General features: G+C 37.4%; 29 protein-coding genes, 4 pseudogenes and 1 riboswitch. Of the genes and pseudogenes, 13 read left to right on the top strand and 20 right to left on the bottom strand.

Annotated elements, in window-relative coordinates; genetic code table 11:
- Positions 1-196: 196 nt before the first annotated feature.
- The 4 genes from fur to BGM26_RS09410 all read right to left on the bottom strand — a co-directional run bounded on the left by fur (position 197) and on the right by BGM26_RS09410 (position 3,887).
- Positions 197-676: a ferric iron uptake transcriptional regulator gene (fur, locus tag BGM26_RS09395; protein WP_217039571.1), complete on the bottom strand. Its 480-nt coding sequence runs from the start codon at positions 674-676 to the stop codon at positions 197-199.
- 438 nt (positions 677-1,114) lie between these two features.
- The gene (gene spoIIM, locus BGM26_RS09400; RefSeq protein ID WP_217039572.1) at positions 1,115-1,759 is read right to left on the bottom strand and encodes a stage II sporulation protein M; all 645 of its coding nucleotides are present in this window, start codon (positions 1,757-1,759) and stop codon (positions 1,115-1,117) included.
- 411 nt (positions 1,760-2,170) lie between these two features.
- Positions 2,171-3,334, bottom strand: a complete 1,164-nt coding sequence (locus BGM26_RS09405; RefSeq protein WP_217039573.1) for an endonuclease Q family protein — start codon at positions 3,332-3,334, stop codon at positions 2,171-2,173.
- The gene (locus BGM26_RS09410; RefSeq protein ID WP_217039574.1) at positions 3,327-3,887 is read right to left on the bottom strand and encodes an NUDIX hydrolase; all 561 of its coding nucleotides are present in this window, start codon (positions 3,885-3,887) and stop codon (positions 3,327-3,329) included. Before BGM26_RS09410 ends, BGM26_RS09405 begins: the two co-directional genes overlap by 8 nt.
- Positions 3,888-3,963: 76 nt before the next feature.
- On the opposite strand from BGM26_RS09410, the gene mciZ reads away from it, so the two are divergent.
- Positions 3,964-4,104, top strand: coding sequence for a Z-ring formation inhibitor MciZ (gene mciZ / locus BGM26_RS09415; protein ID WP_217039575.1), 141 nt, complete (start codon positions 3,964-3,966; stop codon positions 4,102-4,104).
- A gap of 126 nt (positions 4,105-4,230) precedes the next feature.
- Positions 4,231-5,142: an aldo/keto reductase gene (locus tag BGM26_RS09420; protein ID WP_217039576.1), complete on the top strand. Its 912-nt coding sequence runs from the start codon at positions 4,231-4,233 to the stop codon at positions 5,140-5,142.
- 277 nt (positions 5,143-5,419) lie between these two features.
- On the opposite strand, the gene BGM26_RS09425 is transcribed toward BGM26_RS09420, so the two are convergent.
- The 5 genes from BGM26_RS09425 to BGM26_RS09445 all read right to left on the bottom strand — a co-directional run bounded on the left by BGM26_RS09425 (position 5,420) and on the right by BGM26_RS09445 (position 8,795).
- Complete coding sequence (locus tag BGM26_RS09425; protein WP_217039577.1) at positions 5,420-5,665, bottom strand: YqkE family protein; 246 nt, start codon at positions 5,663-5,665, stop codon at positions 5,420-5,422.
- A 58-nt stretch (positions 5,666-5,723) separates the two neighbouring features.
- The gene (locus tag BGM26_RS09430) at positions 5,724-6,095 is read right to left on the bottom strand and encodes a VOC family protein (protein WP_217039578.1); all 372 of its coding nucleotides are present in this window, start codon (positions 6,093-6,095) and stop codon (positions 5,724-5,726) included.
- Between the two features lie 70 nt (positions 6,096-6,165).
- A complete protein-coding gene (locus BGM26_RS09435; protein ID WP_217039579.1) occupies positions 6,166-6,834 on the bottom strand; it encodes a CoA transferase subunit B in 669 nt (222 codons plus the stop codon).
- A gap of 23 nt (positions 6,835-6,857) precedes the next feature.
- A complete protein-coding gene (locus BGM26_RS09440) occupies positions 6,858-7,547 on the bottom strand; it encodes a CoA transferase subunit A (protein ID WP_217039580.1) in 690 nt (229 codons plus the stop codon).
- A 57-nt stretch (positions 7,548-7,604) separates the two neighbouring features.
- Positions 7,605-8,795, bottom strand: a complete 1,191-nt coding sequence (locus tag BGM26_RS09445) for an acetyl-CoA C-acetyltransferase (RefSeq protein WP_217039581.1) — start codon at positions 8,793-8,795, stop codon at positions 7,605-7,607.
- 398 nt (positions 8,796-9,193) lie between these two features.
- Here BGM26_RS09445 and BGM26_RS09450 point away from each other — a divergent pair, with 398 nt between their 5' ends.
- The 3 genes from BGM26_RS09450 to BGM26_RS09455 all read left to right on the top strand — a co-directional run bounded on the left by BGM26_RS09450 (position 9,194) and on the right by BGM26_RS09455 (position 11,454).
- Positions 9,194-10,099, top strand: coding sequence for a hydroxymethylglutaryl-CoA lyase (locus BGM26_RS09450; protein ID WP_217039582.1), 906 nt, complete (start codon positions 9,194-9,196; stop codon positions 10,097-10,099).
- A 71-nt stretch (positions 10,100-10,170) separates the two neighbouring features.
- Complete coding sequence (locus BGM26_RS21685) at positions 10,171-10,302, top strand: hypothetical protein (RefSeq protein WP_302053226.1); 132 nt, start codon at positions 10,171-10,173, stop codon at positions 10,300-10,302.
- Between the two features lie 219 nt (positions 10,303-10,521).
- A complete protein-coding gene (locus tag BGM26_RS09455) occupies positions 10,522-11,454 on the top strand; it encodes an alpha/beta hydrolase (protein WP_217039583.1) in 933 nt (310 codons plus the stop codon).
- Between the two features lie 24 nt (positions 11,455-11,478).
- Here the strand turns inward: BGM26_RS09455 and BGM26_RS09460 are convergent, their stop codons facing one another.
- Both BGM26_RS09460 and BGM26_RS09465 read right to left on the bottom strand, forming a co-directional pair.
- The gene (locus tag BGM26_RS09460) at positions 11,479-12,012 is read right to left on the bottom strand and encodes a hypothetical protein (RefSeq protein WP_217039584.1); all 534 of its coding nucleotides are present in this window, start codon (positions 12,010-12,012) and stop codon (positions 11,479-11,481) included.
- A 558-nt stretch (positions 12,013-12,570) separates the two neighbouring features.
- Complete coding sequence (locus BGM26_RS09465; protein WP_217039585.1) at positions 12,571-12,900, bottom strand: iron-sulfur cluster biosynthesis family protein; 330 nt, start codon at positions 12,898-12,900, stop codon at positions 12,571-12,573.
- 154 nt (positions 12,901-13,054) lie between these two features.
- On the opposite strand from BGM26_RS09465, the gene BGM26_RS09470 reads away from it, so the two are divergent.
- Positions 13,055-13,273 (top strand): CDGSH iron-sulfur domain-containing protein, encoded by a 219-nt coding sequence (locus BGM26_RS09470; protein ID WP_217039586.1) that lies wholly within the window; start codon positions 13,055-13,057, stop codon positions 13,271-13,273.
- A 25-nt stretch (positions 13,274-13,298) separates the two neighbouring features.
- On the opposite strand, the gene BGM26_RS09475 is transcribed toward BGM26_RS09470, so the two are convergent.
- From BGM26_RS09475 to BGM26_RS09490, 4 genes and pseudogenes are all read right to left on the bottom strand, one after another.
- The gene (locus BGM26_RS09475) at positions 13,299-13,460 is read right to left on the bottom strand and encodes a hypothetical protein (protein ID WP_217039587.1); all 162 of its coding nucleotides are present in this window, start codon (positions 13,458-13,460) and stop codon (positions 13,299-13,301) included.
- Between the two features lie 77 nt (positions 13,461-13,537).
- Positions 13,538-13,833, bottom strand: a pseudogene (locus tag BGM26_RS09480) (YolD-like family protein).
- Between the two features lie 212 nt (positions 13,834-14,045).
- A pseudogene (locus BGM26_RS09485) lies at positions 14,046-14,273 on the bottom strand (DUF3231 family protein); the annotation flags it as partial.
- A gap of 126 nt (positions 14,274-14,399) precedes the next feature.
- A complete protein-coding gene (locus BGM26_RS09490; RefSeq protein ID WP_217039589.1) occupies positions 14,400-14,759 on the bottom strand; it encodes a response regulator in 360 nt (119 codons plus the stop codon).
- Between the two features lie 65 nt (positions 14,760-14,824).
- Positions 14,825-14,910, bottom strand: a riboswitch (cyclic di-GMP riboswitch).
- A 33-nt stretch (positions 14,911-14,943) separates the two neighbouring features.
- On the opposite strand from BGM26_RS09490, the pseudogene BGM26_RS21525 reads away from it, so the two are divergent.
- A pseudogene (locus BGM26_RS21525) lies at positions 14,944-15,435 on the top strand (tyrosine-type recombinase/integrase); the annotation flags it as partial.
- Between the two features lie 381 nt (positions 15,436-15,816).
- Here BGM26_RS21525 and BGM26_RS09505 read toward each other — a convergent pair.
- The 3 genes from BGM26_RS09505 to BGM26_RS09515 form a co-directional block, all read right to left on the bottom strand.
- Positions 15,817-16,836 (bottom strand): metal ABC transporter solute-binding protein, Zn/Mn family, encoded by a 1,020-nt coding sequence (locus tag BGM26_RS09505; protein WP_217039591.1) that lies wholly within the window; start codon positions 16,834-16,836, stop codon positions 15,817-15,819.
- 539 nt (positions 16,837-17,375) lie between these two features.
- Complete coding sequence (locus BGM26_RS09510; RefSeq protein WP_217039592.1) at positions 17,376-18,350, bottom strand: TIGR03943 family putative permease subunit; 975 nt, start codon at positions 18,348-18,350, stop codon at positions 17,376-17,378.
- A gap of 15 nt (positions 18,351-18,365) precedes the next feature.
- Positions 18,366-19,361 (bottom strand): permease, encoded by a 996-nt coding sequence (locus tag BGM26_RS09515; protein ID WP_217039593.1) that lies wholly within the window; start codon positions 19,359-19,361, stop codon positions 18,366-18,368.
- Between the two features lie 340 nt (positions 19,362-19,701).
- Between BGM26_RS09515 and BGM26_RS09520 the strand changes: the two genes are divergently transcribed.
- From BGM26_RS09520 to BGM26_RS09530, 3 genes and pseudogenes are all read left to right on the top strand, one after another.
- Entirely contained in the window at positions 19,702-20,892 is a 1,191-nt protein-coding gene (locus tag BGM26_RS09520; protein WP_217039594.1) for a GTP-binding protein, read from the top strand.
- A 72-nt stretch (positions 20,893-20,964) separates the two neighbouring features.
- A pseudogene (gene rpmG / locus BGM26_RS09525) lies at positions 20,965-21,060 on the top strand (50S ribosomal protein L33); the annotation flags it as partial.
- Positions 21,053-21,388, top strand: coding sequence for a hypothetical protein (locus tag BGM26_RS09530; RefSeq protein WP_254119178.1), 336 nt, complete (start codon positions 21,053-21,055; stop codon positions 21,386-21,388). The pseudogene rpmG and the gene BGM26_RS09530, both read left to right, overlap by 8 nt.
- 155 nt (positions 21,389-21,543) lie before the next feature.
- Here BGM26_RS09530 and BGM26_RS09535 read toward each other — a convergent pair whose 3' ends face one another.
- Both BGM26_RS09535 and BGM26_RS09540 read right to left on the bottom strand, forming a co-directional pair.
- Complete coding sequence (locus BGM26_RS09535; RefSeq protein ID WP_217039596.1) at positions 21,544-21,873, bottom strand: YolD-like family protein; 330 nt, start codon at positions 21,871-21,873, stop codon at positions 21,544-21,546.
- Between the two features lie 142 nt (positions 21,874-22,015).
- Complete coding sequence (locus tag BGM26_RS09540; RefSeq protein ID WP_217040723.1) at positions 22,016-23,227, bottom strand: Y-family DNA polymerase; 1,212 nt, start codon at positions 23,225-23,227, stop codon at positions 22,016-22,018.
- Between the two features lie 351 nt (positions 23,228-23,578).
- Here BGM26_RS09540 and BGM26_RS09545 point away from each other — a divergent pair, with 351 nt between their 5' ends.
- From BGM26_RS09545 to BGM26_RS09555, 3 genes are all read left to right on the top strand, one after another.
- The gene (locus BGM26_RS09545) at positions 23,579-24,553 is read left to right on the top strand and encodes a DUF262 domain-containing protein (protein ID WP_217039597.1); all 975 of its coding nucleotides are present in this window, start codon (positions 23,579-23,581) and stop codon (positions 24,551-24,553) included.
- On the top strand, positions 24,546-25,100 hold the full coding sequence (locus BGM26_RS09550; RefSeq protein ID WP_217039598.1) for a hypothetical protein: 555 nt from the start codon (positions 24,546-24,548) through the stop codon (positions 25,098-25,100). The genes BGM26_RS09545 and BGM26_RS09550 overlap by 8 nt, the downstream gene beginning before the upstream one ends.
- 766 nt (positions 25,101-25,866) lie before the next feature.
- On the top strand, positions 25,867-26,199 hold a 333-nt coding region (locus BGM26_RS09555; RefSeq protein ID WP_217039599.1), incomplete at its 3' end, for a hypothetical protein.

Below are 26,199 nucleotides of genomic sequence, written 5' to 3' on the forward strand. Positions count from 1 at the left end.
ATAGCATTTTCGAGGAGTCAAGTGCCCTCCGCTCCAATCAACTCAGATTATTAAATAAAAATACATTATAAAAGCAACAAACTTTACAAAAACAGCCTTAATAAAAAGGGTATGCCATTTTGGACAAGAATTATACCTAAAATCGCCATAAACTGCATATAAAAAACCTTTTCTTTTGATAGAAAAGGTTTAAAGTTTATGATTGATTACTTTCTTCATTATTATCTTCATCAATTGTATTGTCGTGGCAGCGATGGCAAATGCCATGAAATGTCAGACGGTGATCTTTAATTTTAAAGTTCCATCTGCGTTCAACCACTTCTTCTACATCTTCTAATAAATCCTCTTGGATTTCGTCAACCGCTCCGCATTCAATACATACTAAATGATGATGAAAATGCGCTGCCCCCTCTTGACGTAGGTCATAACGGGAAACACCATCACCAAAGTTAATTTTATCGACAATTTTAAGTTCCGTTAGTAATTCAAGCGTTCTGTATACAGTTGCTAAGCCTATCTCAGGCGATTTTTCCTTAACTAGGAGGTAGACATCTTCCGCACTTAAATGATCCTCTTCATGTTCTAACAAAACGCGAACTGTTGCTTCACGCTGAGGAGTTAATTTATAGCTAGATGAATGCAACTGCTTCTTAATTCTCTCAATTCTACTTTCCATACCGAAGTCCCTCCCTCGCCACTAACATTCTCATTATAACAGATAAAGGAATAGATTCAAAATAAAATCATTACAAATAAGTGATGATAATTATTATTATATTATAACTTATATAAAGTGTGATGGATAAAAAAATACGAATAAACCATTTGGTTCATTCGCAATTTGCTCTTTTGTTAAGGCTCATTTCGCATATATTGTTGTTTTAGCCTTCAAAGTTTGCCCGTTGATTTCCGCTACTGGCACTTGCTTTCCGCGGGGAGGGACGGGAGCCTCCTCAGCGTTACCGCCTGCGGGGTCTCCCGCTTCCCTCTATTCCCGTAGGAGTCAAGTGCCCTCCGCTCCAATCAACTCAGATTGTTAAATAAAATCACACTAATAAAGCAACAAAGTTTACGAAAACAGCCATGTTAATAATCGCACTTCATTACGATGCGTTTATGATTGAATGGAATTAACTACTGATTTCATTAAAACAGGGGAGATAAAAGCTTCAATTCCAGCCGCAGCACATAAGAAAATAACAGCGAAGGCAAAAGCAATCATATACCTTCCAAACAAAGGCATCATCGGCTGGCCCACTTTTTTCATAAACTGCCTGCTAATCATTTTTAAGGAGAAGGATACAGCTAGCGTTGATGAGACGATAAATATTGGGATGATAATTAAATTTTGCGGCAGAACGGATACGAAAGAAAGCAGAAATCCATCCCAGCCCATTTGATTGACTAAAAAACCGACTGTAAACCCGACGACCATTCCCTTCATGAACAGAAGAATAAGAATAATCGGGAGGCCAATGATTGAAATTCCTAATATCCATATTAAGCCAATAAATTTAGTGTTATGAAAAAAGCTCATCTTGAATAAATCATTTGCTTCTGCTACTTTTTCATTCGAAACTTGTCCAAAAAATTGTGAGAGATAATAAAACAAATCCTCTTTTTGCGTAAAGCTCAAACTGTTAACGACAACAGCCCCAAAAATAACACCCATTAAAAATAAAACGATCACAAATAAATAAATTGAGGAATGCTCACGAAAATGATTTGCGACGACGTTCTGGTACATATTTTTTCTCATTGCTCTTCCTCCTATAAAGTGAATCTTCCATCAGTGGGGGGTGTGTTCATCCACCACTGATGGTTAGTTGCGGCCCACAACAGGTTTTGGGTCACACAGACGTTGCCACAGAAGAACGTGGCGCTTTTAGTCTGTGTTCTTTAATCGGGCTTTTACGGGCAGTAATCCCCGCTTATCCTTATGCGATTTATCTGAATCTTGAAGTGGGGATTTTACTGCCCGTTAATCTGCGATAAAACGAAAATAACTTTTACAGCCTTTGATTCATCTAAATGGGTTATTAAATTGTATGCTCGTCCCACGTATGTATGACAGGTCTTTTGGGAAGAATGTGAAACTTTATCTCCGTGAAAAAAACATGTAAAAATAAACAGACCCGGCTCCAATTATTGAGGATCCGGATCTGTTCATTTAATCTGCGATTTTCCCGTATTTTCCGCCACCGCCTGCGGTTAGATTTAGTTTCCCTTCCCTTGCTTTTACGATTAGTTCCGCCGTTTTTGAAGGAATTACCTGATTCAATTCATTTAATGGAACTTTATGCAAGATTGCCACTTCTGTTCCAAAATGATCTAGAAGCTTTTCCAGCATTTTCGGTCCGAGGCCCGGAATAAATTCGAGCGGAACTTGGTGAATATACGGTGGGCGATCAGCGGGTGGTTCGCTCGCCGTTTTAAGTTCTGCTATTCGATCTGCAACCCCTTTAATAAATTTCGAATGGCCGCAGTTTTTGCATTCATTGCTGGCGGCATCAAAAGGCGCAAAACATTCTGAACACACAGTCTGATGGTATTTCCCTAAGAGTGGATCGAGGCCATAATTTGCTTTTATGCCGCGACCATCGATTCCTTTCAACGCTTTTTCGAGTTCATTGAAGGACGGTTCCACCATATAGAGCACATGATATTCTCTTGCGATCTTCTTTAAAGAATGTGCATCGGAATTTGTAATAAACGAGTATCCATGCAGCTCTTTAATTTGATCTGCCATAGAAGTGTCTGCACTTAAACCGAGCTCAATTGCATCAACATATTCCTTTTCAAAAACTTCTGTTAACGATTGGCGAACCCCTTTTCCAAATAAGCTTTTAAATGGGGTAAACACATGTGCAGGAATAAATAATCCGCCAAGCTCCTTTACTTTAACTTGGAGCTCCCTGCCAGTCGCATAAATTCTTTGCGAACTTAGCGTAATATTTTTCAAGTGCTTTGAAAGCCAAATTGAAAAAGCCGTCATCGCTGTCATTGTTGGAAAATAGCATAAAACATGGATGGGTCCTTGACAGTTTTCATCGTAGATTTCAAGTTCAGATCCCGGAATGATCGTTAAATCCCCATACTGGATCCCTCCCCCATGGTGTTCAGTCACGTCTCCTGACTCCATTAGCTGTTCAATTTCCAGGATTACTTCTGGTGAATGGCAATCAATGATTCCAATCATGTTCAGTCCCTTTGCATTCCTTGCATGTTCAATAATATTCGTAAAAGTGAGCGACCTTGCTCCCGTTATTTTTACAGGTTTACCCGTTTGCGTTCTGCCTATATGTATATGTAAATCAGAATAATAGTCATTCATTTGACTGTTTCAGCACCTTTTGCAATTGCAAATATTGAACAGCGTACGCCGTTTTCGCGTCATAAATTTTCTTCTCTTGCAGTAGAAGTTCTGCTTCCTCAAGTGTAAGTTCCATTAAATTGACAAATTCATCGTCATCAAGCGGCGCAGCATTCTCTTTCTTTTCCAAACCCTTTGCTATATATAAATGAATAATTTCATCAGCAAACCCAGGGGAAGTGTAGAAGGAGATGAGCCATTCCATTTCCTTGCAGCCGTATCCTGTCTCTTCTTCTAGCTCTCTTTTCGCACAAACTTCCGGGTCTTCCCCAAATTCTAATTTTCCAGCCGGAATCTCGACGATCGTTTTTTCTAAAGCTTTTCGATATTGCTCGACCATGACAATTTTATGATCATCGGTCAGAGCAAGCACAGCCACCGCTCCTGGATGCTTGATGATTTCACGCTTAGATGTTTTTCCGTTCGGCAATTCCACATCTTCTAGCTGTAAACTAATGACTTTTCCGGTAAAAATCTTCTCTGTTTTTATCGTTTTTTCTTCTAGGCGACTCATTGTTCCGGCCACTCCTGTTCTATTCTGATAGTGTTTGCTCATACATATTATCATACTTCAAATGGGGGAGTCCGGCATGAAGATATATGTACACGAGAAAGGCGTCATCTTAGTGGGCAAAGCTTGGGAAATTCGTCAAAAATTAAAGGAATACAGCAAGGATTATTATTTGCTGAAAGATTGGGTTTATTCTTGCTTAAAAAAGGAAAATCACTAACTCCTAAACAATTGAAAATCGATTATATTTGCGAATTCCTCTTTTATTTGCGAAAAATCCATTATATTTGCGATTGTCCTTTTTCCTTCGATAGAATAGATAGAAATAATGAATTGAGGTAGATTAATGAATAAAAGACGGTTAGGGAATTCTGATTTGTATGTCAGTGAGCTTGGGCTCGGCTGCATGTCGCTGGGCACTGATCCTAAAAAGGCACAAGCAATCATTGAAGCGGCATTAGAAGCAGGAATTAATTATTTTGACACAGCGGATTTATACGATTTCGGCGAAAACGAGAAGCTTGTCGGGCAAGCTTTAAAAAGTGCCCGAGATCAAGTAATCATTGCAACGAAAGCAGGAAATCGCTGGAATGAACAAAAGGACGGCTGGAGCTGGGACCCTTCCAAACAGCATATAAAAGAGGCTGTGAAAGCCAGTTTAAAAAGGCTTAATACTGATTATATTGATTTATACCAGCTGCACGGTGGAACAATCGAGGACCCAATTGAAGAAACGATTGAAGCATTTGAAGAACTAAAAGCGGAAGGATTTATCCGTCACTACGGGATCTCTTCCATCCGTCCGAATGTCATCAAGGAATACGTGGAAAAGTCGAACATCGTCTCTGTCATGATGCAATACAGCATCTTAGATCGCAGGCCTGAAGAAGAAGCTCTTCCGCTACTGCATAAAAATGGCGTTGGCGCAGTTACCCGGGGGCCGTTGGCAAAGGGTCTTTTAAGCGGTAAAATGTTAGACAAAGTAACCTCAAAAGGATATTTAGACTATAGCTATGAAGAATTAAACAAAACCATCCCATTGCTGCGAGAAAAGCTCAGCGATTCACATTCTATGGTTGAAATTGCGCTACAGTATAATCTGGCTAATCCAGCTGTTTCATCGGTAATAGCAGGTGCAAGCAATGTTCAGCAAATCAAAGAAAATGCAGAGGCTGTCAGAAAAAAGCCGCTTTCAGAAGAGGAACTCACTATTATCAAATCCATCGCGAAGATGAACCGGTATGAACAGCATAGATAATAAAAGAAATGCGCTGCTTTTTGCCGAAAATCGAGATTTTGTAAATGTCAGAGATAAAATCAAAATTTCGAAGATAAAATTGAAAAATTGGAGATATCTTCGTAAAAACCGTAAGTCAAACATATCAGCAGTTTTTTAAGAGGAACTAGGAATAAGAAAATATGCTTTCCTCAGCTAAAAAACGCTTGGATTTGAACTTCACCCCTTATTGTTAGATTATGTCTAACAATTGAGATGCAGTTCAATTGTGCCAAGCGTTTTTTTCAGTGGAGACTTTTTATTTAAACTCTTTCCAGTTTAGTTCACTCTCTTTAAACAAATCTTCGAAGCTTTTGTTTTTTTCTTTTAATCTGCGTTCCTCTTTCTTTCGCTTTTCTTCCTCTTCTTTTTGTTTGTCTTCTGCTGCTTTTAACTCCTGTTTCTTGCCTTTTAACTGATCCATCAAATCTTGGTTTATCATATCACCGAGCGTAATTGGTTTATCATCTTTTTGGGCTTGAGAATGCTGTTTTTTCTTTTTCATTAAAATCCCCTCATTAAATATTTTGCTTTCAATTATAACATAACTACTTCGTTCTTTTTCATTTTAAAAACTCCAGGAATTCAACTCGGTTGCCAAATGGATCGTCGACAAAGAATCGGTTTCTTCCCTCAATTGGCAAATCTTCTTTAATTATGACACCTTTATTCTGCAAACTTTGACGAAGTTCGCCTAAATTCTCTACTACTAAACCCGGATGGGCTTTTTTTGCCGGTAGAAAGCCTTCTTGTACTCCAATATGTATTTCCTGATTGCCGCATACAAACCAGCACCCGTCTCGCTTTTGAAGATTTTCTGGTTTCGATATTTCCTTTAAACCTAGCAAGTCTCCAAAAAATTCTCTGGCCTGTTCTTCGCTACCTTCTGGAGCCGCTAGCTGAATGTGATCGATTCCTTTAATTGAAAATCCCATCATGTTTTCCTCGCTTTCTTTAAAAAATAACGAAAAGCACAGCAAACTTCACTGTACTTTTCGCAAAAATTTAATAAGCCTCTATTAAAACATATTCGTCCACCTGTAATGATGCTTCTGTTGACTGAATAATGTCCTCAACAGTAAAGCCTTTTGCAACCTCTACAAGCTTTAGGCCTGATTCCGTTACATCAATGACAGCCCGCTCAGTGATGATTCGGTTAACAACACCTTTTCCTGTCAGCGGAAGTGTGCACTCTTTCAGAATTTTTGATTCGCCATCTTTATTCGTATGATCCATAATGACAATAATTTTATTGGCACCGTGGACGAGATCCATTGCGCCGCCCATTCCTTTAATCATTTTGCCCGGAATCATCCAGTTTGCGAGATTGCCATTTTCAGAGACTTCCATTCCGCCAAGGATTGCAATATTCACATGCCCGCCCCGAATCATGGCAAACGATTCAGCACTGTCAAAATAGGATGAACCAGGAATCGCGGTAACCGTTTCCTTGCCCGCATTAATTAGATCAGGATCTACTTCATCCTCGACAGGGTATGGACCGATGCCAAGCAAGCCATTTTCCGATTGCAGAACCACTTCCTTGTCATCTGAAATATAGTTAGCTACCAGTGTCGGCATCCCAATTCCAAGGTTGACGTAGAAGCCATTTTCAATTTCCTTTTCAGCTCGTCTAGCAATTTTCTCGCGGACAGCCGCCTTATCGTTACTCATGACCTTCTCTCCTTCCGCGATTATTATTTTTTTACGGTTAGTCTTTCAATGCGTTTTTCCTGTTTTCCTTCAATTAGAGATTGGACATAAATGCTCGGTGTATGAATATTGTTCGGATCAAGTTCACCGATTTCAACAAGCGTTTCCACTTCGGCAATCGTTACTTTCCCTGCAGCGGCGATCATTGGATTGAAATTTCTCGCTGTTTTGCGATAGACAAGATTGCCCATTTTGTCGCCTTTCCACGCTCTCACTAAACTGAAGTCAGCGACCAATGCCTCTTCAAGCAAATATTCTTTTCCATTAAAAATTTTTGTTTCTTTTCCCTCAGCAAACGGCGTTCCAACACCTGCAGGCGTATAGAAGGCCGGGATCCCGGCTCCGCCAGCTCGAATTTTTTCGGCAAGCGTTCCCTGTGGCAGAAGTTCGACTTCAATTTCTCCAGAAAGAACCTGCCTTTCAAACTCTTTATTTTCACCAACATATGAACCGACCATTTTTTTAATCTGCTTATTTTTTAAAAGCAAACCAAGTCCGAAAGTATCGATCCCGCAGTTATTCGAAATGACTGTCAGGTCCTTTACCCCTTTCTCCACTAAAGCAAGAATCAGGTTTTCTGGTATTCCACACAGCCCGAATCCGCCAACCATAAGGACCTCGCCATCATGAATATCCTTTACTGCTTCATTAAAGGAAGAACATATTGCCTTCACGCCATTCGCCCCTTTCATTTGAAAGCATTGGAAATTATGCCTGTTGCTAAGCCTAGACTATTCCGTCAGCTCTACAACCGTCGCAACCCCTAGACCTCCGCCAATGCAAAGTGTAGCGAGGCCTTTTTTCGCCTGCCGCTTTTTCATTTCATGAATCAATGTGACTAGAATTCTTGCGCCGCTGGCTCCAATTGGATGTCCAAGTGCAATCGCTCCGCCATTGACATTCAATATATCTTTATTGAATTGAAGCTCTCTGTCTACGGCAAGTGATTGCGCAGCAAAGGCTTCATTCGCCTCAATCAGCTCTAGTTCTTCCATGGAAACAGCTGCTTTTTCAAGGGCTTTCTTCACAGCAGTTACTGGCCCGATGCCCATAATACTCGGATCTACGCCTGCACTTGCATTGCCCTTAATCGTTACTAGCGGCTGGATGCCCAGTTCTTCTGCTTTTTTCCTGCTCATGACTACGAGTACAGCTGCTCCGTCATTAATTCCTGAAGCATTCCCTGCTGTTACACTTCCGTCTTTTTTGAATGCCGGGCGAAGTCCGCCCAATTTTTCAGCCGTTGTCCCTTTTTTCGGGTATTCATCCGTGTCAAAAACAACGGGATCACCCTTTCTTTGAGGAATTTCAACTGGGATAATCTCGTCCTTAAATTTCCCTTCTTCAATTGCCTTTGTTGCTTTTGCTTGGCTTAAAGCAGCAAAATCATCCTGTTCTTCTCTGCTTAATTCATACTTTGAGCAAAGATTTTCCGCTGTTACCCCCATATGATAATCATTGAATGCGCACCATAAACCATCGGAGATCATCGAGTCAACAAGCTTCTGGTCACCCATTTTAAAGCCGTCACGGGCATTTTTTAATATGTAAGGGGCTTGACTCATATTCTCCATTCCGCCAGCAACGACGATTTCTGCATCTCCCGCCAAAATCGCCTGTGTGGCAAGGTGAACCGCTTTTAGTCCTGAGCCGCAAACTTTATTGATTGTCATTGCAGAAACACTTTCAGGGATCCCCGCTTTTAGTGCCGCCTGTCTTGCCGGATTCTGTCCAAGTCCTGACTGCAATACATTCCCAAGAATAACCTCATCTATTTGTTCAGGCTTTACACCCGCTTTTTCAAGTGCTCCTTTAATTGCCACTGCGCCCAAGGCAGGTGCCGATATGTCTTTCAAACTGCCATTAAAACTTCCGATTGCTGTCCGAACAGCGCTGACAATAACTACTTCTGTGTGTGCCATCTTCTCATTCCTTTCGTTTCTTTGTTCACTAGTAATATTTCGAGATACAACACAAAAATCCTTTTATTTTTTGCTAAAATTCCTATTATTCTTGCATTTCCAAAAACATTCACACTAAAATAAAGAAAAGCGGAATCGGCTTGGTTATGACCGCGAGGCAGCTAGATAATAAGGAAAAATCAATCAAATTCGCCTTGGCGTATTTGATCCCAGATTTTTACCTTAGCCTGCTAGATAAATTCCTTTAAAAAATCGAAAGGCTCGCCAGGGGATTAACTTTATTCAACCGAAGTTTGAATCCTCACTGAATTGGATTCCTGTTTGCTTTCATCTCGCTACTTATACCGTTTAAAGATTTCTGCTGAATAAAGTTAAAATTTGAAATGGGAGAGGATATGATGAAGCTTCAATTTCCGGATAAAGTGACAATTATTGAGGTTGGTCCCCGTGATGGACTGCAAAATGAAAAAGCATTTGTTCCGACTGAAATTAAAAAAGCGTTTATTCAAAGCCTGAAAAACGCCGGTTTAACTGAAATGGAGCTTACCTCTTTTGTTTCACCAAAGTGGGTTCCTCAGATGGGGGACGCTGCAGAAATTGTTGCCGATTGCCTTGACATCCAAACGCGCAACATTGTCCTTGCTCCTAACCGAAAAGGAATCGATAGAGTTTATATGACTGATTGTAAAGCCGTCGCTCTATTTGTCGGTGTCAGTAACACCTTTAATCAGAAAAACATTAACAAATCCACTCAGGAAAGCATGGACGAGCTGACACCGATTATTAGCGAATTAAAGAAAAAAGGATATTTTGTCCGTGCCTGTATTTCAACCGCTTTTTACTGTCCTTATGAAGGGAAAATGAAACCCGAAGATACATTGCACTTATGCCGCCAATTTGTTTCGGCCGGGGTAGATGAATTGAGTGTAGCTGATACGATTGGGATGGCCGCGCCTCATGAATCCTTTGCTTTATTCAGCCTTTTGAAAAAGGCATTTCCTGACACACTGCTAACGGCTCATTTCCATGACACAAGAAAGATGGCGCTTACAAATATTTTTGCTGCGATGCAGGCCGGGGTAGAACGGTTTGATACATCAGCCGGCGGTCTTGGCGGATGCCCATTCGCTCCGGGAGCCGCTGGCAATGCCGCAACTGAGGATGTCGTCTACATGCTTCAGCGAATGGGGATTGAAACAAACGTCGATTTAGAAAAACTAGTTCAAGCAATTAAGATTATCCAGCCGCATCTTTCTCGGCCGATCGAAAGCACTTATTACCGGCTCCATTCAGAGATCGTCTAACTTAATGTATAAGCCCGCTCTTCTTAAACCATCTTATTAGGTGAAAGACAAATAAGGAGGGAGAATGAGCGATGAGTCAGAAACGTGATAAAGGAAACAGCCAGATGGGAAAGCCCAACAGTGATACAGTAAACCCAACGATAGCTGCTGAGGAATTGGAAAAAGCAATTCATCCTACAAAGCGCCAGAATTCTCCGCAATAAGCCGCTGCTTTTTAGCGGTTTTTTTATGTATAGATTTCGAAACTTTATGTAGAAGTTCCAGGATCTCATTCAGCGGTTTCATCGTTTTATGCGGAAGCTCGGACTTTTGCAGCAATTTCAAAATTTTATGAGGAAGTTCCCTGAAATTATTACTCCTATCATGTTTTTTATTCCCCACTTAATGGTAAAATAAAGAAAAGGTCTACAAGGAGGATGGACATGAAAAGACTGTTTCGTTTTATTTTTTCTTTCATTCTCTTTTTATCATCTGTGGGTGTTTATTTTACGAATAGGCTTATGTATATGAAGAAAAAAGAAGATCAATTTATATTAAAACGTGAAAGAGAAGCCGGTCGACTCGATCCGATCGAATATGAGAATCTTCCAAAAACAGATGTGCTTATTCCCTCTCCATTTAACTATCATCTCAAGACTATTGTCTTCGAGCCGCATCAGACGAATCACTACATTATCATTTCGCATGGAGTAACAGAGAATAAAATTAATTCGATCAAGTACATGAAGGTCTTTTTGAAGCGAGGGTTTAATGCGGTTATTTACGATCATCGCCGTCATGGAGAATCCGGCGGGAAAACGACCAGTTACGGCCACTATGAAAAGTTCGACCTCAAAGCTGTCGTTGATTGGCTGAAAAAAGAAAAAGGGCCCAAAATTAAGATCGGCATTCACGGAGAATCGATGGGTGCGGCAACAATGCTTCTTTACGCAGGAATGCTTGAAGACGGGGCTGATTTTTATATTGCTGATTGCCCATTTTCAGACTTTAAAGAGCAGCTTGCCTATCGGTTAAAAACAGAAATGAAATTGCCGATAAAACTCGTCTTACCCGTTGCTGATTTGTTTTTGCGCATGCGGCAGAAATACTCGATCAAAGATGTCTCCCCCATTTCTGTCATCGAAAACATTCAAAAACCAATCCTTTTCATACATAGCCAGAAAGATGATTTTATTTTACCAACCATGTCTAAAGCTTTATTCGAACGAAAAAAAGGACCGAAAAAACTTTACTTGGCTGTCAATGGCATCCATGCCCAGTCCTATAATGAAAATAGGGAAGACTATGAAAAGGTGATCGATGAGTTTCTGGATGAATTTGTATTTTGTGACAGTGAAGAATTTCTTCCTGAATAAGGCCTGAATTCCCAGGCCTCTTCCTTATTCCTGCTGACTGACTTCTTTTCCATCCCCCGTTAATCCCGTTGCGATTTGGTAATCACCCAGCTTTAAAAAATAGCGCCCGCTCTCTTTTTCAATGATATTTGCCTTTTCTGCCTTTTGATCCTGCCCTTTCACTTCGATTGATTTAATCTCTTCACTTTGAATTTTCCCATAGATAACCGGAAGCCTGTTTTCTAATTTCCCCTTTTGATCATAATCGTAAAAAGTATCTGTATATACGGTCATATATTCATTATCGTTATATTCCCAGTGATTATGGCCAGCATTTTTCCATCCGTCTTGATCATTTCCCTTTAAAAAAGCAACCGTCACTGCATCAATTTCTCCCTTAGCATTTTTCTGGCTTGTTACATATAGCAGAATGACTCCATCCTTCACTTTTTCTGTATGAATAATTTCTTTCACATTAAATGGGATGTCCTCTTCTATTACCATATTCATAGTAGCAACAGTGCAAGCTGATAACAGCAGGACCGCAAACATAAGAGAAATCATCCATTTCGTCTTCATTATATTTCGCCCTCCGTTCTCTAGTGTCTTTATTATTTAATGTCGACGCATTTTGAAACATGCGTTTTTTTGCATCTATGGATTGAAACTTTTATTAAAAAAAGACTGTTTTCGCATATATTGTTGTTTTAGCTTTAAAAGTTTGCCCGTTGATTTCCGCTGCGGGCACTTGCTTCCGCGGGGAGGGGACGGGAGCCTCCTCGGCGTTACCGCCTGTGGGGTCTCCCGCTTCCCTCTATTCCCGCAGGATACTGAATTTACATCCTTGAATCTGCCCACGCACGAAGGAAATGCGATAGCATTTTCGAGGAGTCAAGTGCCCTCCGCTCCAATCAACTCAGATTATTAAATTAAAAATCCCATTATAAAAGCAACAAACTTTACGAAAACAGCCTAAAAAAATAATGTTTCAATATGATTTAATTTTGAGGGGCATAATATATCTTTCGTATGTTCATTCATTTTTCTGTGGATAGAATATGAGAATTCTGCTATAAAGGCAATAAAAAAAATAGGCAGACCTTTTTTAAAGTCTGCCTCATTTTTATATTTTTTTATTTAACCTGCTGTCCGGTCAAAAAAGCTCATTCTTGGATTTAAGTATTGATTGGGGCTCTTTAATTGAAAGCAATTCGCTTTCTCGGAGAAATCAATTTTCATATTTTCATCTAAAAAAACTTCCTTTGATTTTTCCACAAAAATGCTGCCTGCATTGGTTTTAATTTCACGGTCATCTTCATCTATCTCATTTACTAACCAGAGGGCTGTGACACCGCTAACGACGCATCCGCACCCCTCTGTGTCGTATTTAAGCTTTATATATCCGTTTTTTCCAGCCACTCGCTCTTTTATTTTATTAGCTGCTGTCTCGGTTATCGTGATTTCCATTTATATAACATCCTTTGCCATCCATTTTCTTTATTGTAGCATAAATGTGGAAAGCTTCGGTTCCAGTTGCTTAAGCATTTTTATTTGCTTTTTTTGTTTTTACCGATTAACATCAGATAAGGAATATGGCAATTTTGTGAAAGGATGGTTATGTATGTCAAAGGTTCAAATTAAGGTGAATGATAATGGCTCATATCGCATAACTGGCGACGTTGAGCTGATTGATGTGGAAGGGAACACATTCGAAACAAAGCAGACTTTCTCTCTTTGCCGCTGTGGAATGTCTTCTAAAGCTCCATTTTGTGACGGAACCCATAAAGGCAAATTTGAATCTGTTGTCCGTGCACCAAAGGCTTCTGCTGATCAAGAATAATTCATTTTGAAAACCAGGGGGTCAATCATCCCCGGTTTTCATTTTTAATCTTCGCTTTTGCTGGTGCTACGGGTTCTTCCTCGACGATTCCCTGCAGAATTTCCCGATCTGCTGAACTCCTATCATCACCTGCGCTTGGGGCTATATTGGCCATTGGAAGCTGTTCGAGCTCCTTCCCTCTTGGCATGCGACATCACCTCCTTGTTGTTAAGGTGCTTCTATCGATAGATTGTTAGCCATCTTGATTCCTTCCATTTTTTTACTTCAATCAATAAACCGCGCATCGGCTATGCCAGAAATATGAACCCGGTGTACCTCCCCAAATTGGTCCGTAATATGCAACTTTTGATTGATTTCATCCCAAAAATGAATTTTTCCAATGACAAGTTCATAATTTTTATTACGATAATGTGTAATTGTAACTAATTTTTCGAACTCCATTGCCTCGGAAATGATTTCATTCATGTTATCAAGCTTTTGCTCATCGATTTCCCGTTTTTGTTCGTACGTATCTTCCTTCGCCCAGTCTCTCAATAATTTTACATGTTCCGGAACATCATAGCCGTCCATATATGTAATATTAAATAGTAATAAGTTATGTTAGCTTTTGATATATTAATAGCTTGAATAACAATTTGTGAAGAATAGCGAGTAAATTTAAATTCAAAAGAGGATAATAATCAATTAATTTAATGAAAAGTACGAGTTACTTTAAAAATAAAAAGGGGAGCAGAATAAAATTTCTTCTCCCCTTTTACCAGTTATAAATTAACTAACAATCTTCTGCTTTATAATGATGTAATGGAGGTGGAACTAGCCACCCTTTTTCTTTAATTAGACGAAGAACTTTAGCTCCAAGTGCTGCCTTTTGAATATGAAACTGTCCAAACATCATTCCAATATCTTCTCGTATTGATTGCCCCATTATTGTACTGCACGCCACTAATCCTGTAGCAATGCTCATTGAAAGTGCAGCTGCTATTTCAGGATCTGCAAAACGCTACTCGCCTTTCATTAACCAGCTTTGACAAGCGTCTATAATCGCTTTAAACCAGCAGTTTCTTATTAAACAAAAAAGAGTAAGTAAGTTTCATAAAAAAAAAAGCACTTTATTATGAAATGCGAATTAAATAAATAATTTTCTAACCGCTGGAACCAGTTCATTAAAATAGGGCTTGACAATAAAGTCTTTTGCTCCAGAGTTTATTGCTTCCACCATCAGCCTGTTTTGACCCATTGCTGAAAAAATAATTACCTTTGCTTTTGGATCAAAATCAATAATCCTTTTAAGTGCATCTATACCATTCAAAGTAGGCATAGTTAAGTCTAATAACACAATGTCTGGAGTCTTTTCTTTATATAAAGAGACTGCATCTATGCCATCAGAAGCTTCAAAAAAAACTGTGAAGCCTTCTTTATGTAAGACGTTCTTTAATAAATTTCTTAGAAATCTTGAATCGTCAGCAATTAATGCGGTTTTACTCATTTAAAACACCCCTCACTAAATTAAGGCAAATTTGGAAAGGGAATCCTCTAAATGTTGTATGGATATTTTGCAACCCGGCTACCATTACATGAATTGTTTTAGGCCCGTGGCTTTGCGTCTTTTACTTTCGTAAAATTTGCCTTTATTAAAGGTTAGCATATTTTGTCACAAAAGAGGAAAATTTGAAGCTTGTCATACTTCAATGGAGAATGCGTTATTTGAATTTATGTACTCGACTGGCTGCCGTATTGGAGAAGTTGTAAAATTAAATCGTAATGATATTAGTTTTTTAATGAATTCAGTTATTGTACATGGGAAAGGTGATAAAGAAAGGGAAGTATACTGTAATACCCATGGCTCTATTTGGTTAAAAAGGTATCTAGATGAGCGAGATGATGAGGATTTCTGTTTGTTTATTACGAAAAGAAGGACAAACAGGCGAATGAGTATCGATAATCTGAGATATATTATCAAACGCATATCAAATTGAGCTGGGATAAAAAAGAGAATACATCCTCATCAATTACGACACAGCTATGCGACACATATGATTAACAATGGTGCGCCACTTGAAGTGATTCAGAGCTTACTTGGTCATGAGAAGAGTGAGACCACCAAAATATATGCTCAGCTAAGTGGAAAATTAAGACACGATTTTTATTGTAAATATTTTTGAAAGTTATATAAGTTAAACTTTAATCGAAATCGAGGCGCGCATATAAAGGGGCGTGTCTTTTTGTTATCAGCCCATTTAATGTAGGAAGAATCTCAAGGGGGAGTTAGGAAAAACACCCATAAAATACTGAGAAAAATTGTGTTGGGATTTAACAATAAAGGATAAAAATGGAATGTGGGTTGAAAACGAAAGCTGAAGTAAAGCAACATTAGTGCTAAACCAATAATGATTATCCCAGTAAAATCTATGATATGATTGCGAAGAATTCGATTCATAAGACCTCCAAGATAGTTTTATTAATATAATATGTTTGAGTTTTTGATAGAGTGTTTTTGAAATGCAATCCCTACTTAACAAAAGCAGGGATTGAAATCGTTGTTACTAATTTAAAGCAGCCTTAATCGTTTCTAAATTCTTGCGCATAATACTAAAGTAATCATCCTTTTGTTTAATGTTCTCTTCTGTTACAGCCTCCAGATTATGAAGAGTAAGCGACTTTGCACCTAATTGCTCTTGAATGACCTTCGCTACCTTTGGTGACACATTTTGCTCGAAAACCACATAGTGGATGCTATGCTCGGTTGACTTATGAATGATTGTCTGTAATTGTTTCTGGGTAGGTTCTTGTGTAGGTGATAAACCTGATATCGGAACCTGTTCAATCCCATAACGCTTTTCCCAATATCCGTAGGCAGCATGGGCAACTAATAAATACTTAGTTTTTGAGCCTTCAATGGTTGTTTTAAACTCTTGATCAAGCTTTTCTAACTCGCCTTTTAACTGGTGATAATTGCTTTCAAACTCTTCTTTGTGTTCTGGCATTAATTTACCTAACGTAGTTTTTATATTAGCTGCAAGGTCAATAGACAGGATCGGATCTAACCATATATGGGGATCTAAATCTCCATGATGATGTTCGTTTTCTTCATGTTTATGAGAGTCCGTGTGTTCATCTTCATGGGCCCCATCCTCATGGTGGTCACTATCAGAATGATGTTGATGTTCATCAGAATGACTAGATTCCATGAGTTCAAGTCCTTCCCCAGCTTGTAGAATGTGTACATCTTCTTTCTTCAACGTTTCGGAAGCTTTTTCTGCAAAACCTTCAATACCAACCCCTGTATAGATAAATAAATCAGAGTTTGCCAAATTCATCATATCTTTTGTAGAAGGTTCATATGTATGAGCGTCTACATTAGGCGGGTAAATACTCTTCACATCGACAAACTCGCCGCCAATTTTTTTCGTAAAATCTTCAAGCGGATAAATCGTTGTATAGACTTTTAATGTTTCTTTTTCCTTAACTTCTTCATTCTTACTTACAGTTTTGGTACCTCCACATCCGAATAAAATAAGACTTAGCGTAAGAACAGATGCGTAAACAACTAATTTAATCTTCATATTTTTAACTCCATTCTGATTTCAAATCGTAACCATTACGTTTTAAACTTTATAATATTTTTATGATTTTGTAAATGAAAATATGAATCTTTTATTTCGGCAGAAAAGTAGGTACTCATTTTGATCATAAAAAAATATTCCAAAAACTTACTTTTATCGACAATCTTTTATACGATAATAATCGTAACCATTATGATTTAACTTGAATAGAAGCGGCGTGATTATGGAGGAACAAAAGCCTAATATCTCACTAAAAACACTAAGAATTTAGGCTTTTTCTTTTGGTTGAAAATTCTCATTTTTTGACTCTACCCCTAGTTGGTCAATTTAAGGTGTAGAAAAGGGTTTAATTCTGATATATAATAATCCCCAGTTTCTTCTGTTAGGTATATAACAAATGCTTTAAGTAGACCACGTTCAATAGCGATCCACCAAAAAGTAATGAAAACTACAGTAAACTGAAGTCCTCTCCCAATAAGCCATCTTCTTAAGCTGATAAGTTACTGCAAAAACAGGATATATTAACTAATCTGAAATGGTTATAAAATTCTAATGTTAATCGGATAAATATATGGCTCCACAGGTTCATTGACTATTGTCCAATCAGTTATTTTTATGAAGGGAAGTTCCATCCCATTATAAGTAGTGATATCCAAGACTCCACTTACTTCTATCCAAGTATCAGTATCGATTGAAGAGGCCGCAGGTAGTTCTGTAAGGAATCCGACAATGCTTGCATCTGCCACGCAGTGGGTAATTAGAAACCTGGCAATAACGAGCTGATCTTGTTCAAGACCATCCTCTTTATAAGCAAAACCTGTTAATTGTATTGGTTTGCCTTTATATTTATGGATGTCCTGATGAATATCCTCATAATAGGTTGAATATAAGGAGTCTTCCATAACGACGCTAGGTTTTTGAGCTATCTTTTTCTTCAATAGTTCATAATCTTCTTCTGACATTTCTTCCTGGGCAGTTATTTTTGGATCAATCTCATGCTCTTTTAATTGGACAAGCTCTTCAAGGTTTATATTTTCCAACATATCAATTTGATTATCTTCACTATTTACATCAAGTTGATTAGATTCATTGTTTGTTTCATTTTTTTGCTGCTGTTTCTGATTCGCAATAATGGCCATGCCTCCCTTTTTATTAGCAATGGAAGCATCAAGGACCTTGGGTGGAAGCAAGAAGCCTGTGATTAATGGAAAAACAATCACCACGTAAGAGAGTAGCTTTTTCGAATTAAAAGGGGTGTCACCGTGATCATGGTGATGGAAGCAATCATGTTCCTCATGATGGCAATGATGGTGCTTCTGGTCTTTGGCTGTCCAAATTCTTGTCAGCTGGATAAGAAATAATACTAGAAATAGTATCGCTGCTGTAATACTTAAGCCTTCATACTTAGGGTTAATAAATTTCGTAATCTCTCCTGTAAAATGAAGCTTAAAAATTAAGATGGGAAAGCTTAATAAAATTAAAGCTCTAATAGCCTGTTGAAAATGAAAATTCATCGAATTCTCCCCCCTTTATAGAAAACTTGATACTAAAAGTATTGAAACAAAAACTATTACAACAACAAATGCTAGTACTGTCATAACAAATTTAAAACGGAAGACGCCTAGCATCATTAAAGTATTTTTTAAATCAATCATAGGTCCAAAAATCAAAAAGGCTAAAATAGATGGAGTAGGAAAGATGCTGCTAAATGAAGCGCCAATAAATGCGTCTGCTTCAGAGCAAAGGGATAACACATAGGTGAGTCCCATCATAACAATTATGGATGAAACAGGGCCATTCCCAGCTTCAAGCAATGCTTTTGCAGGCATATAGGTCTGGACAAGTGCTGCTAAAAAGGCTCCCATAATTAAATATTTCGCCATATCAAAAAATTCATCGATCGAATGGGTCAGCATGGACCATAACCGGGTGATAAAATCCTCTTTCGGCTGTTTATGTATGTGTACATTGGCGGTAGATGATTTAAATTGAGTTCCTTTAAAAAATAGACTGATAGCAAAAGCAACCATGAGGGCAATAATAAATCCTAGCCCCATGCGTAATCCTGCAATCATCGTATTATTTCCAAAAGCCATATAAGTGGAAGCAATCACAATGGGATTAATAAGAGGGCCTGTCAGCATAAATCCCATGGCCGCATATATCGGGACTCCTTTACCAACAAGTCTTCGCACAATCGGAACAATTCCACACTCACAAGCGGGGAAGAGAGAACCAACGACGCAGCTCATTATAACCGCCAAGAGTTTATTTTTGGGGATACATTTTCGAATATGTTCTTCCGTTACGAAGATTTGAATCACACCCGCAATGAGAACGCCAATTAAAACAAAGGGCAATGCTTCTATTAAAATACTAATAAAAATAGTATTTAAATTTAAGATTGATGGCGGAAAGCTTATTGAGTCTTTAATGCTTGAGCTAAATGAAATAACATAAAGGGCTAAGGCGATAATCAAAACTCCAGTAATCTCAATGATATGAGTGCGAATAATCCGGTTCATAAAAATCTCCTTATTTTTTATTGATAAATCGAAATAATTACGTTTTATATTTTAAAGTAAATCTATGATTAAATAAATAAAAAAATGAATTTAAAAATAATAAATTTGATCGGCTAGAGAAAAATGCTGAATTTTTTTGATTAAATCTTGCACATTAAAAAAATTTATTATATTATTTAAACCGTAATGATTACGCTTTGTAGCAAGAACCCTTTTCACAAATTTAGTAAGGGAAAAGTTTTAATTCCTTCTTTAAGAGTTTCATCTAGTTAAAAATCTTGTGGAAAGCTCTAAAATTTAAATCGTAATGATTTTGATCTATGAAAAAGAGGTGTACAAAATGGTTAAAAAAATACCAGTTACTGTATTAAGTGGATATTTAGGTGCGGGGAAGACAACATTGCTTAACCATGTATTATCAAATCGAGAGAATAAAAAGATTGCCGTGATTGTAAACGATATGAGTGAAGTAAATATTGATGCTTCCATGGTCAAGCAAGGAGGATTTACTAGAACAGATGAAAAATTAGTGGAGCTTCAAAACGGCTGTATCTGCTGTACATTAAGGGAAGATTTAATCATTGAAGTAGAAAGGCTTGTGCAAGCAGGAGATATTGACTATATCTTAATTGAATCTACTGGAATTTCAGAACCTATTCCTGTTGCCCAAACATTTTCATATGTAGATGAAAGTCTTGGAATAAGGCTGCCTGATTATTGCCAGCTTGACACAATGGTAACCGTAGTAGATGCTAATCGATTTTGGCATGATTTTGCATCAGGTGAAAGCTTACTAGATCGAAAGGAAGCAATGGATGAATTCGATACTCGTGAAATTGTCGACTTATTAATTGATCAAATAGAGTTTGCCAATGTCTTAATTTTGAACAAGGTGGATTTAGTTGATCAAGAGAGTGTTCAGGAGTTAAAGGCAGTCCTTCAAAGGCTGAATCCTGATGCTAGGATCTTTGAGAGCTCATTTGGTCAAGTGGAACTAGATGAAATCTTGAATACTAATTTATTTGACTTTGAAGAGGCAAGTCAAGGCGCAGGCTGGATAAAGGAATTAAATGAAGAACATACTCCCGAAACAGAAGAGTATGGCATTTCATCGTTTGTTTATCGGAGAAAAAAACCTTTTCACCCTGAAAGATTTACGCATTGGCTTGAAGAATGGCCAGAAGACATTGTTCGGGCAAAAGGCTTCTTTTGGCTAGCCACTCGAAATAATATGACTGGATTATTGTCACAAGCTGGGCCATCTATCATTCTGCAAGGTGCAGGGGAATGGATTGCTGCTTATCCGGAATTGGAAAGAGAACAGATTCTTAGGGATGAACCAGAATTGCTTGAAAAATGGGATGATCAGTTTGGAGACCGAATGATTGAACTCGTTTTCATTGGAGTTGACATGTCGCGAAATGAAGTTGAAGCATCATTGGATAAATGCTTACTTACGGATGAGGAGATGCAAATGGATTGGAATGATCTGAAGGATCCCCTTCCTCCATTTATTGCAGCAGCACAATAGTCGGAAACTCGGCGGATATCAGCAACCATTATGCAAATATCCACCAGACTTCAAAATTTGGAGATGAAAAACATGAGAGTGAAAATCACATTAGCATGTACAGAAACAGGTGATCGTAATTATATTACGACCAAGAATAAAAGGAACAATCCAAACCGCATTGAGCTATTTACCAAAATGGATTGATTTTAAAGTTGCTTTCAGAGGAGATTTGGAAGCGTATGAAAAACCTTACTATCGATTTCCTGTGTTTAGTGATAAAATTTTAGTTTTTAACAGAGATATATCAAGTGATTTATTTGCTTATATTGAAGATATATATGATGGTGGCAGAGGGCGTTTTGTTGAAGGATTACCTTCAAAGGAAGGTTTAATGAAACATTATTGGGCAAGTATGAATACTCTCGTTGAGTTTTTGAAAAACAAGCCTTTTAATAATCCTGAACTTTATATTTTTGAACAAGTTCCAGCAAAGTTTATTGACTATATAGAGTAATTCTTATTCAACTAATGGGCGCGATTGCGGAGTAAAAAAGCCTAATTTTTCAAATTAAATTCTGAAAAATTAGGCTTTAAAATATTGGCATTTTCTTAGCGTTGTAAACGCGGTTTTCCTGATCTTACCCTACCCTTATTAAAGTTTGGATTTTCTTAGTATTGCTCAATTTCCATAATATCTCCTAATTTCAAAACGTATTTTTTAGTCGCATAATCAACAACTCGTAATTCTTTTTTCAGTTGATCGATATAATGAATATTACCGACAACTTTCTTCATTTCCCCTTTTTGATAGAAAGTGAAGTGTAGAGTTATGTTCTCTTCCATAGCCCCACAGATAACTTCATTAAACTCTTCATATTTTTGTTCATCCAAAAATGGCTTTTCTACTTTATCCAGACTTTCATTATATTCCCTTAGTAATTTTACATGTTCCGGTAACATCATTGAAACCCATTTGATGCGGCCTCTATCACGAATCACCTCAAAACCCCCTACTTTTCAATTACATTTTGTGTGACATTATATAAAATAACTTGTTACTACTGTAACTTGAATTAATTAATTGACATTTAATATAAATTTTATAGTTCCTCGATCCGAATCATCAGGCCGCCCCCTTTGTCTACCGTTTATGACCTCCTACTAGTGTCGCCCGGTGTTTGGCTGTTCCCGCACTTGTATAAGAGACGGCCCTTAGAAGTGCTCCCGCTCCGAACCGGGACCGGATGTGGTCGACTGTGTAGCCCAACTCCCGATTCTTCCAGCCATTTCTATCAAAAAGATTTAGCTGCATTTCACTGTCATCAACAAGATTACCGAGGGAAATTGAAATTTGCCGCACAGTTTTCCCTTCGTAATGCTTATGAAAAAGTTCCAAGCAGACACGATAAATATCCATTGTGACGTTCGTAGGCTCATCGATCGTTCTGGAACGATAAAAACCGCCCCCAAATTCATCCTGGCTGTAACCGACACCAAAGCTAACCGTCCTCCCGGCTTTCCGATGACTTCGTGTCCTTCTTGCCACTTCCTCACACATCTCAAGGATGACATGCTTTATTTCATGCTCTTCTTTATAATCCCGTAATAGAATCTGGCTTTTTCCAAAGCTGATCTGGCCGATCATGATCGGTGCGCCCATTTCGGAAAGATCGATTCCCCAGGCATGATGGTAAAGCTGATTTCCCATGATCCCAAATTTCTTTTCAAGCTTTTTCAAATCATAGCGAGCAAGCTGACCAACCGTAAAAATCCCCATCCCGTTCAGCGTTTTTTCCACACGACGGCCAATTCCCCACATTTCTCTTAAAGGGGAAACCTTCCATAGTTTTGTTTGGACATCATCGTACGTCCACTCCGCAATCCCCTTCTTTTTCGCGTCCAGATCAAGACAGAGCTTTGACAGCAGCATATTAGGCCCGATCCCGACGGCACACGGCAATTGAAATTCCCGGTCAATGTCATCTTTTATTTTTTGTGCAATCGTAAACGCATCGCCCCAAAGATGAACAGCCCCATCTACCTTGATGAAACTCTCATCAACACTGTACGTGTGAATCGCTTCTTTCGGAACATACCGATTAAAAACACGGGTAATTTCAGTGGAAATCCTTAAATAAGTCGCCATTTTGGGCTCTGCAACCCGAATGCGCGGATCGTTTGGGATTTCAAACAAACGGGAGCCTGTCTTGACACCGAATTCTTTTTTCATCCGTGGGGATGCCGCCAGCACAACACTCCCCTTCCGTTCCAAATTACCGGCAACGACAAGATAACATTCAAGAGGGTCAAGACCAAGCATGACAGCGGAGCAGCTTGCATAAAAGCTCTTCATGTCTTCTGTTGTCAAGTTATCGTCTACGATTTGTATATCATTTGGTTTAAAAGAATCATTTAACTCCTGTTAGATGGAGATGAAAATAATAATTTATAATAATAAGCAATAATTTGTGTCTCAAGTAATAAGGTGTAGCGCAAGCCTTGTATCATAATTAGTATTTGAAATGAGATTTACATTGTTGAGTGACACAGAATCATTTGTCCTATTACATCAAAGGTTCATCCAACACTAATATAGGTGTTAATATTTCGGATTCACTAGAAAACTCTTAGGTGTAAAATATCTCAAAAATTAGTTTTTTTGTTTTTTATTACCTGATATAATAAATGATTAGGAGTGATACGTATGAATGATAATACTAGGTATTATAGTCTTACTTTTTCCGTTATGGAAATCGTAAATTTAATTGAGGATATAGAGATAGAAATTGATACTAGTATATATAGAAATTTTATTTGGAGTACCAGTAAACAAAGTTTATTTATTGATTCGTTATATAGAAATCTTCCAACTCCAAATTTGTTTCTATACGAAGGTAACAAAAATGAGAATAACAGTCCACGATATATAGTTATAGATGGAATCCAAAGATTAAAAACAATTCATGCCTTTATTAAGGGACAACTTAAAATAAATATAAAAAATTCACCCCTTACGGGTTTTTCTTTTTATGAAATGTCAAAGGAGATGCAAAGAAGGTTTTTAACTTCAAGGATTAATATAACAATTGTTGAAGATATTTGGAGTGATACCAAAGTTATTGAAGAAATCTTTTATAGACTTAATATGGGTGGATCTAATTTAACATCTCAAGAATTCCGTAATAGGATGTATAGTGGGGTTATGATCGATACTATAAATAATTTAAATGAAAATAAAGGTTGGAGAATGTTTTATAATTCTCCTTTAGATGTAAGATATAGAGACTCTGAACAGATTCTGAAATTTTTCACTATAATAGGTAATTCAGGTAAAACAAGTGTGTCATTATCTCAAGAAATGGATATTTTTGTACAAAAAAACAGGCATAATGAACCCCTTGCATTAGATCTTCAAGATGTATTTAAAAAAACCATAAACATAGTTTTCGAAAACTTTAATTATAGCTTATTTATAAGGAATAATAGATTTGATAGTACACTTTATATGACATTATTCATACCCTTAGGTTTATTAATCTCAAAAGGAATAACTACTTATAGTTTCGAGGAATTTTCCCTAATTTTACAACATGACTTTATCCGTATTAAAAATCTTCGTACTACAAAGGATAAAATTAGTTTTGGTATGTCAGTATTACTAGGTGACTGCAATGATTAGTTTTAGACATTCTGATATTCAGATGTATTATCAAGCATTTATACGGGATATGGAAAATATTGAATCTTTTAAATTAAGAGATCCTAATGATGTGAAAATAAAGTCAATATTAAATACAGATATTTATACCAAAGCAACACGTTTTCTTGAAGCATCTGTTAAACATGTAGTTTTTAATTGTGCAGTAATAAGGGGAGATAATGCTAGTGCAATTTCTGAGCTCTCAAGTCGATTAAAAAGGTTTAATAATCCTGAATTCGAAAAGATAAAAGCTTTACTAAATCAAGAGTTGCAATTTGATATAGAAGATGGTCTTAGAGCACGTGAATTTTCAGGAAGAGATAAACAGTTTCTAAATGAAATTGTGCTTAATAGGCATAGAAATGTACATGCTACTGAGGATCCTTCAACTTGGTTTTCTTCAAATAATAAAGATTTATCAAATTTTGAAATAGAGTTTGCGGGATTAATTAATATTATTTCTTATATTGATTGTATTACATACAATGGAAGTGTGTTTGAATTTATAGCGATGGAGTTAGTATAGAAATATGGACACATTTTAGTTAGGTGAAGTAGAAAGATTATGCCGATCAGCATAAGATATACGACTTAACTTTTTTATGTCCAGGATATTAACCTAAATCCACTCCAGTACTTAAACAAACAGGTGCGTTAGTTGAACAAGAATTAAACAATTTTATTATTAATTTTGAGTGCAAACATATTTAAATAGATAAGAATTAAACAATTCTAAATAGCCTTACTACAATAAAATGTAGCAAGGCTCTTATATTTTTATATGAAAATTAAATAACTTTATTATCACTTAACAGTTAGAAACCAAAAGCCTTAGATTACTTATCATTTCGAATTTCTACCTTCTTTTCCTTAAAGGTTACCCGATCAAAGTAGTAATAATAACCGGAAAAAATCACCATTTGAAACAGGGATAGAAAGACTAGATTGGGAACGACCTGTATATAAAGCAGCTATCTTAACAAAATGGGTATAAATAAAGAAATTAGCTTTTGAATAAAAAGAGTGGAACAACAGGTTAGTAATCCCTTGTAATAGGGTATGACCATGATATTTGATCAAACTTTTTTATAAAAACTAAATTAAAATTTCTAATAAGGGAATCCATTTTGATTTTTTTATTTCAAATGGATTCTTTTATTTTGACAAAATATAAGAGTTTAAGACATATTTTTAATCAAACTTTATTATATAGCTATACCTTATAGGTTATTTCCAAATTTATGTTATTATTTGATATAGATATATTGGTAGAATAGAGGTGCATTTTTATTTTGGAAGAAGACAAAATAAAAAATTTAAAAGTACATAGCCAAGAGAATGGAACTGAAGTAAATAACTCCAAGGCATTAACAATGGGATTAACAGGATTAGATACGAGTGTCTTAAAGGCATCAACAATGGGATTAGCAGGATTGGATACGAGTGCCTTAAAGTCAGCATCATTGAGATTAGCAGGATTGGATACGAGTGTCTTGAAGGCATCAACAATGGGATTAGCAAGATTGGATACGAGTGCCTTAAAGTCAGCATCAATGGGATTAGCAAGATTGGATACGAGTGCCTTAAAGTCAGCATCATTGGGATTAGCAGGATTGGATACGAGC

Origin of the sequence: Bacillus sp. FJAT-29790, assembly GCF_019039215.1 — a bacterium.
In the GTDB taxonomy this organism is placed as follows: domain Bacteria; phylum Bacillota; class Bacilli; order Bacillales; family Cytobacillaceae; genus Cytobacillus.

Bases quoted from the DNA above. Each gene is read 5' to 3' on its own strand.
- mciZ (WP_217039575.1), top strand. From the start codon at position 3,964: ATGAAGATATATGTACACGAGAAAGGCGTCATCTTAGTGGGCAAAGCT.
- spoIIM (WP_217039572.1), bottom strand. From the start codon at position 1,759: ATGAGAAAAAATATGTACCAGAACGTCGTCGCAAATCATTTTCGTGAG.
- BGM26_RS09505 (WP_217039591.1), bottom strand. From the start codon at position 16,836: ATGAAGATTAAATTAGTTGTTTACGCATCTGTTCTTACGCTAAGTCTT.
- BGM26_RS09490 (WP_217039589.1), bottom strand. From the start codon at position 14,759: ATGAGTAAAACCGCATTAATTGCTGACGATTCAAGATTTCTAAGAAAT.
- BGM26_RS09435 (WP_217039579.1), bottom strand. From the start codon at position 6,834: ATGAGTAACGATAAGGCGGCTGTCCGCGAGAAAATTGCTAGACGAGCT.
- BGM26_RS09455 (WP_217039583.1), top strand. From the start codon at position 10,522: ATGAAAAGACTGTTTCGTTTTATTTTTTCTTTCATTCTCTTTTTATCA.
- BGM26_RS09515 (WP_217039593.1), bottom strand. From the start codon at position 19,361: ATGAACCGGATTATTCGCACTCATATCATTGAGATTACTGGAGTTTTG.
- BGM26_RS09445 (WP_217039581.1), bottom strand. From the start codon at position 8,795: ATGGCACACACAGAAGTAGTTATTGTCAGCGCTGTTCGGACAGCAATC.
- BGM26_RS09510 (WP_217039592.1), bottom strand. From the start codon at position 18,350: ATGAATTTTCATTTTCAACAGGCTATTAGAGCTTTAATTTTATTAAGC.
- BGM26_RS09450 (WP_217039582.1), top strand. From the start codon at position 9,194: ATGAAGCTTCAATTTCCGGATAAAGTGACAATTATTGAGGTTGGTCCC.
- BGM26_RS09465 (WP_217039585.1), bottom strand. From the start codon at position 12,900: ATGGAAATCACGATAACCGAGACAGCAGCTAATAAAATAAAAGAGCGA.
- BGM26_RS09550 (WP_217039598.1), top strand. From the start codon at position 24,546: ATGATTAGTTTTAGACATTCTGATATTCAGATGTATTATCAAGCATTT.
- BGM26_RS09420 (WP_217039576.1), top strand. From the start codon at position 4,231: ATGAATAAAAGACGGTTAGGGAATTCTGATTTGTATGTCAGTGAGCTT.
- BGM26_RS09475 (WP_217039587.1), bottom strand. From the start codon at position 13,460: ATGCCAAGAGGGAAGGAGCTCGAACAGCTTCCAATGGCCAATATAGCC.
- BGM26_RS09460 (WP_217039584.1), bottom strand. From the start codon at position 12,012: ATGAAGACGAAATGGATGATTTCTCTTATGTTTGCGGTCCTGCTGTTA.
- fur (WP_217039571.1), bottom strand. From the start codon at position 676: ATGGAAAGTAGAATTGAGAGAATTAAGAAGCAGTTGCATTCATCTAGC.
- BGM26_RS09470 (WP_217039586.1), top strand. From the start codon at position 13,055: ATGTCAAAGGTTCAAATTAAGGTGAATGATAATGGCTCATATCGCATA.
- BGM26_RS09520 (WP_217039594.1), top strand. From the start codon at position 19,702: ATGGTTAAAAAAATACCAGTTACTGTATTAAGTGGATATTTAGGTGCG.
- BGM26_RS09425 (WP_217039577.1), bottom strand. From the start codon at position 5,665: ATGAAAAAGAAAAAACAGCATTCTCAAGCCCAAAAAGATGATAAACCA.
- BGM26_RS09430 (WP_217039578.1), bottom strand. From the start codon at position 6,095: ATGGGATTTTCAATTAAAGGAATCGATCACATTCAGCTAGCGGCTCCA.
- BGM26_RS21685 (WP_302053226.1), top strand. From the start codon at position 10,171: ATGAGTCAGAAACGTGATAAAGGAAACAGCCAGATGGGAAAGCCCAAC.
- BGM26_RS09540 (WP_217040723.1), bottom strand. From the start codon at position 23,227: ATGAAGAGCTTTTATGCAAGCTGCTCCGCTGTCATGCTTGGTCTTGAC.
- BGM26_RS09405 (WP_217039573.1), bottom strand. From the start codon at position 3,334: ATGAATGACTATTATTCTGATTTACATATACATATAGGCAGAACGCAA.
- BGM26_RS09545 (WP_217039597.1), top strand. From the start codon at position 23,579: ATGAATGATAATACTAGGTATTATAGTCTTACTTTTTCCGTTATGGAA.
- BGM26_RS09410 (WP_217039574.1), bottom strand. From the start codon at position 3,887: ATGAGTCGCCTAGAAGAAAAAACGATAAAAACAGAGAAGATTTTTACC.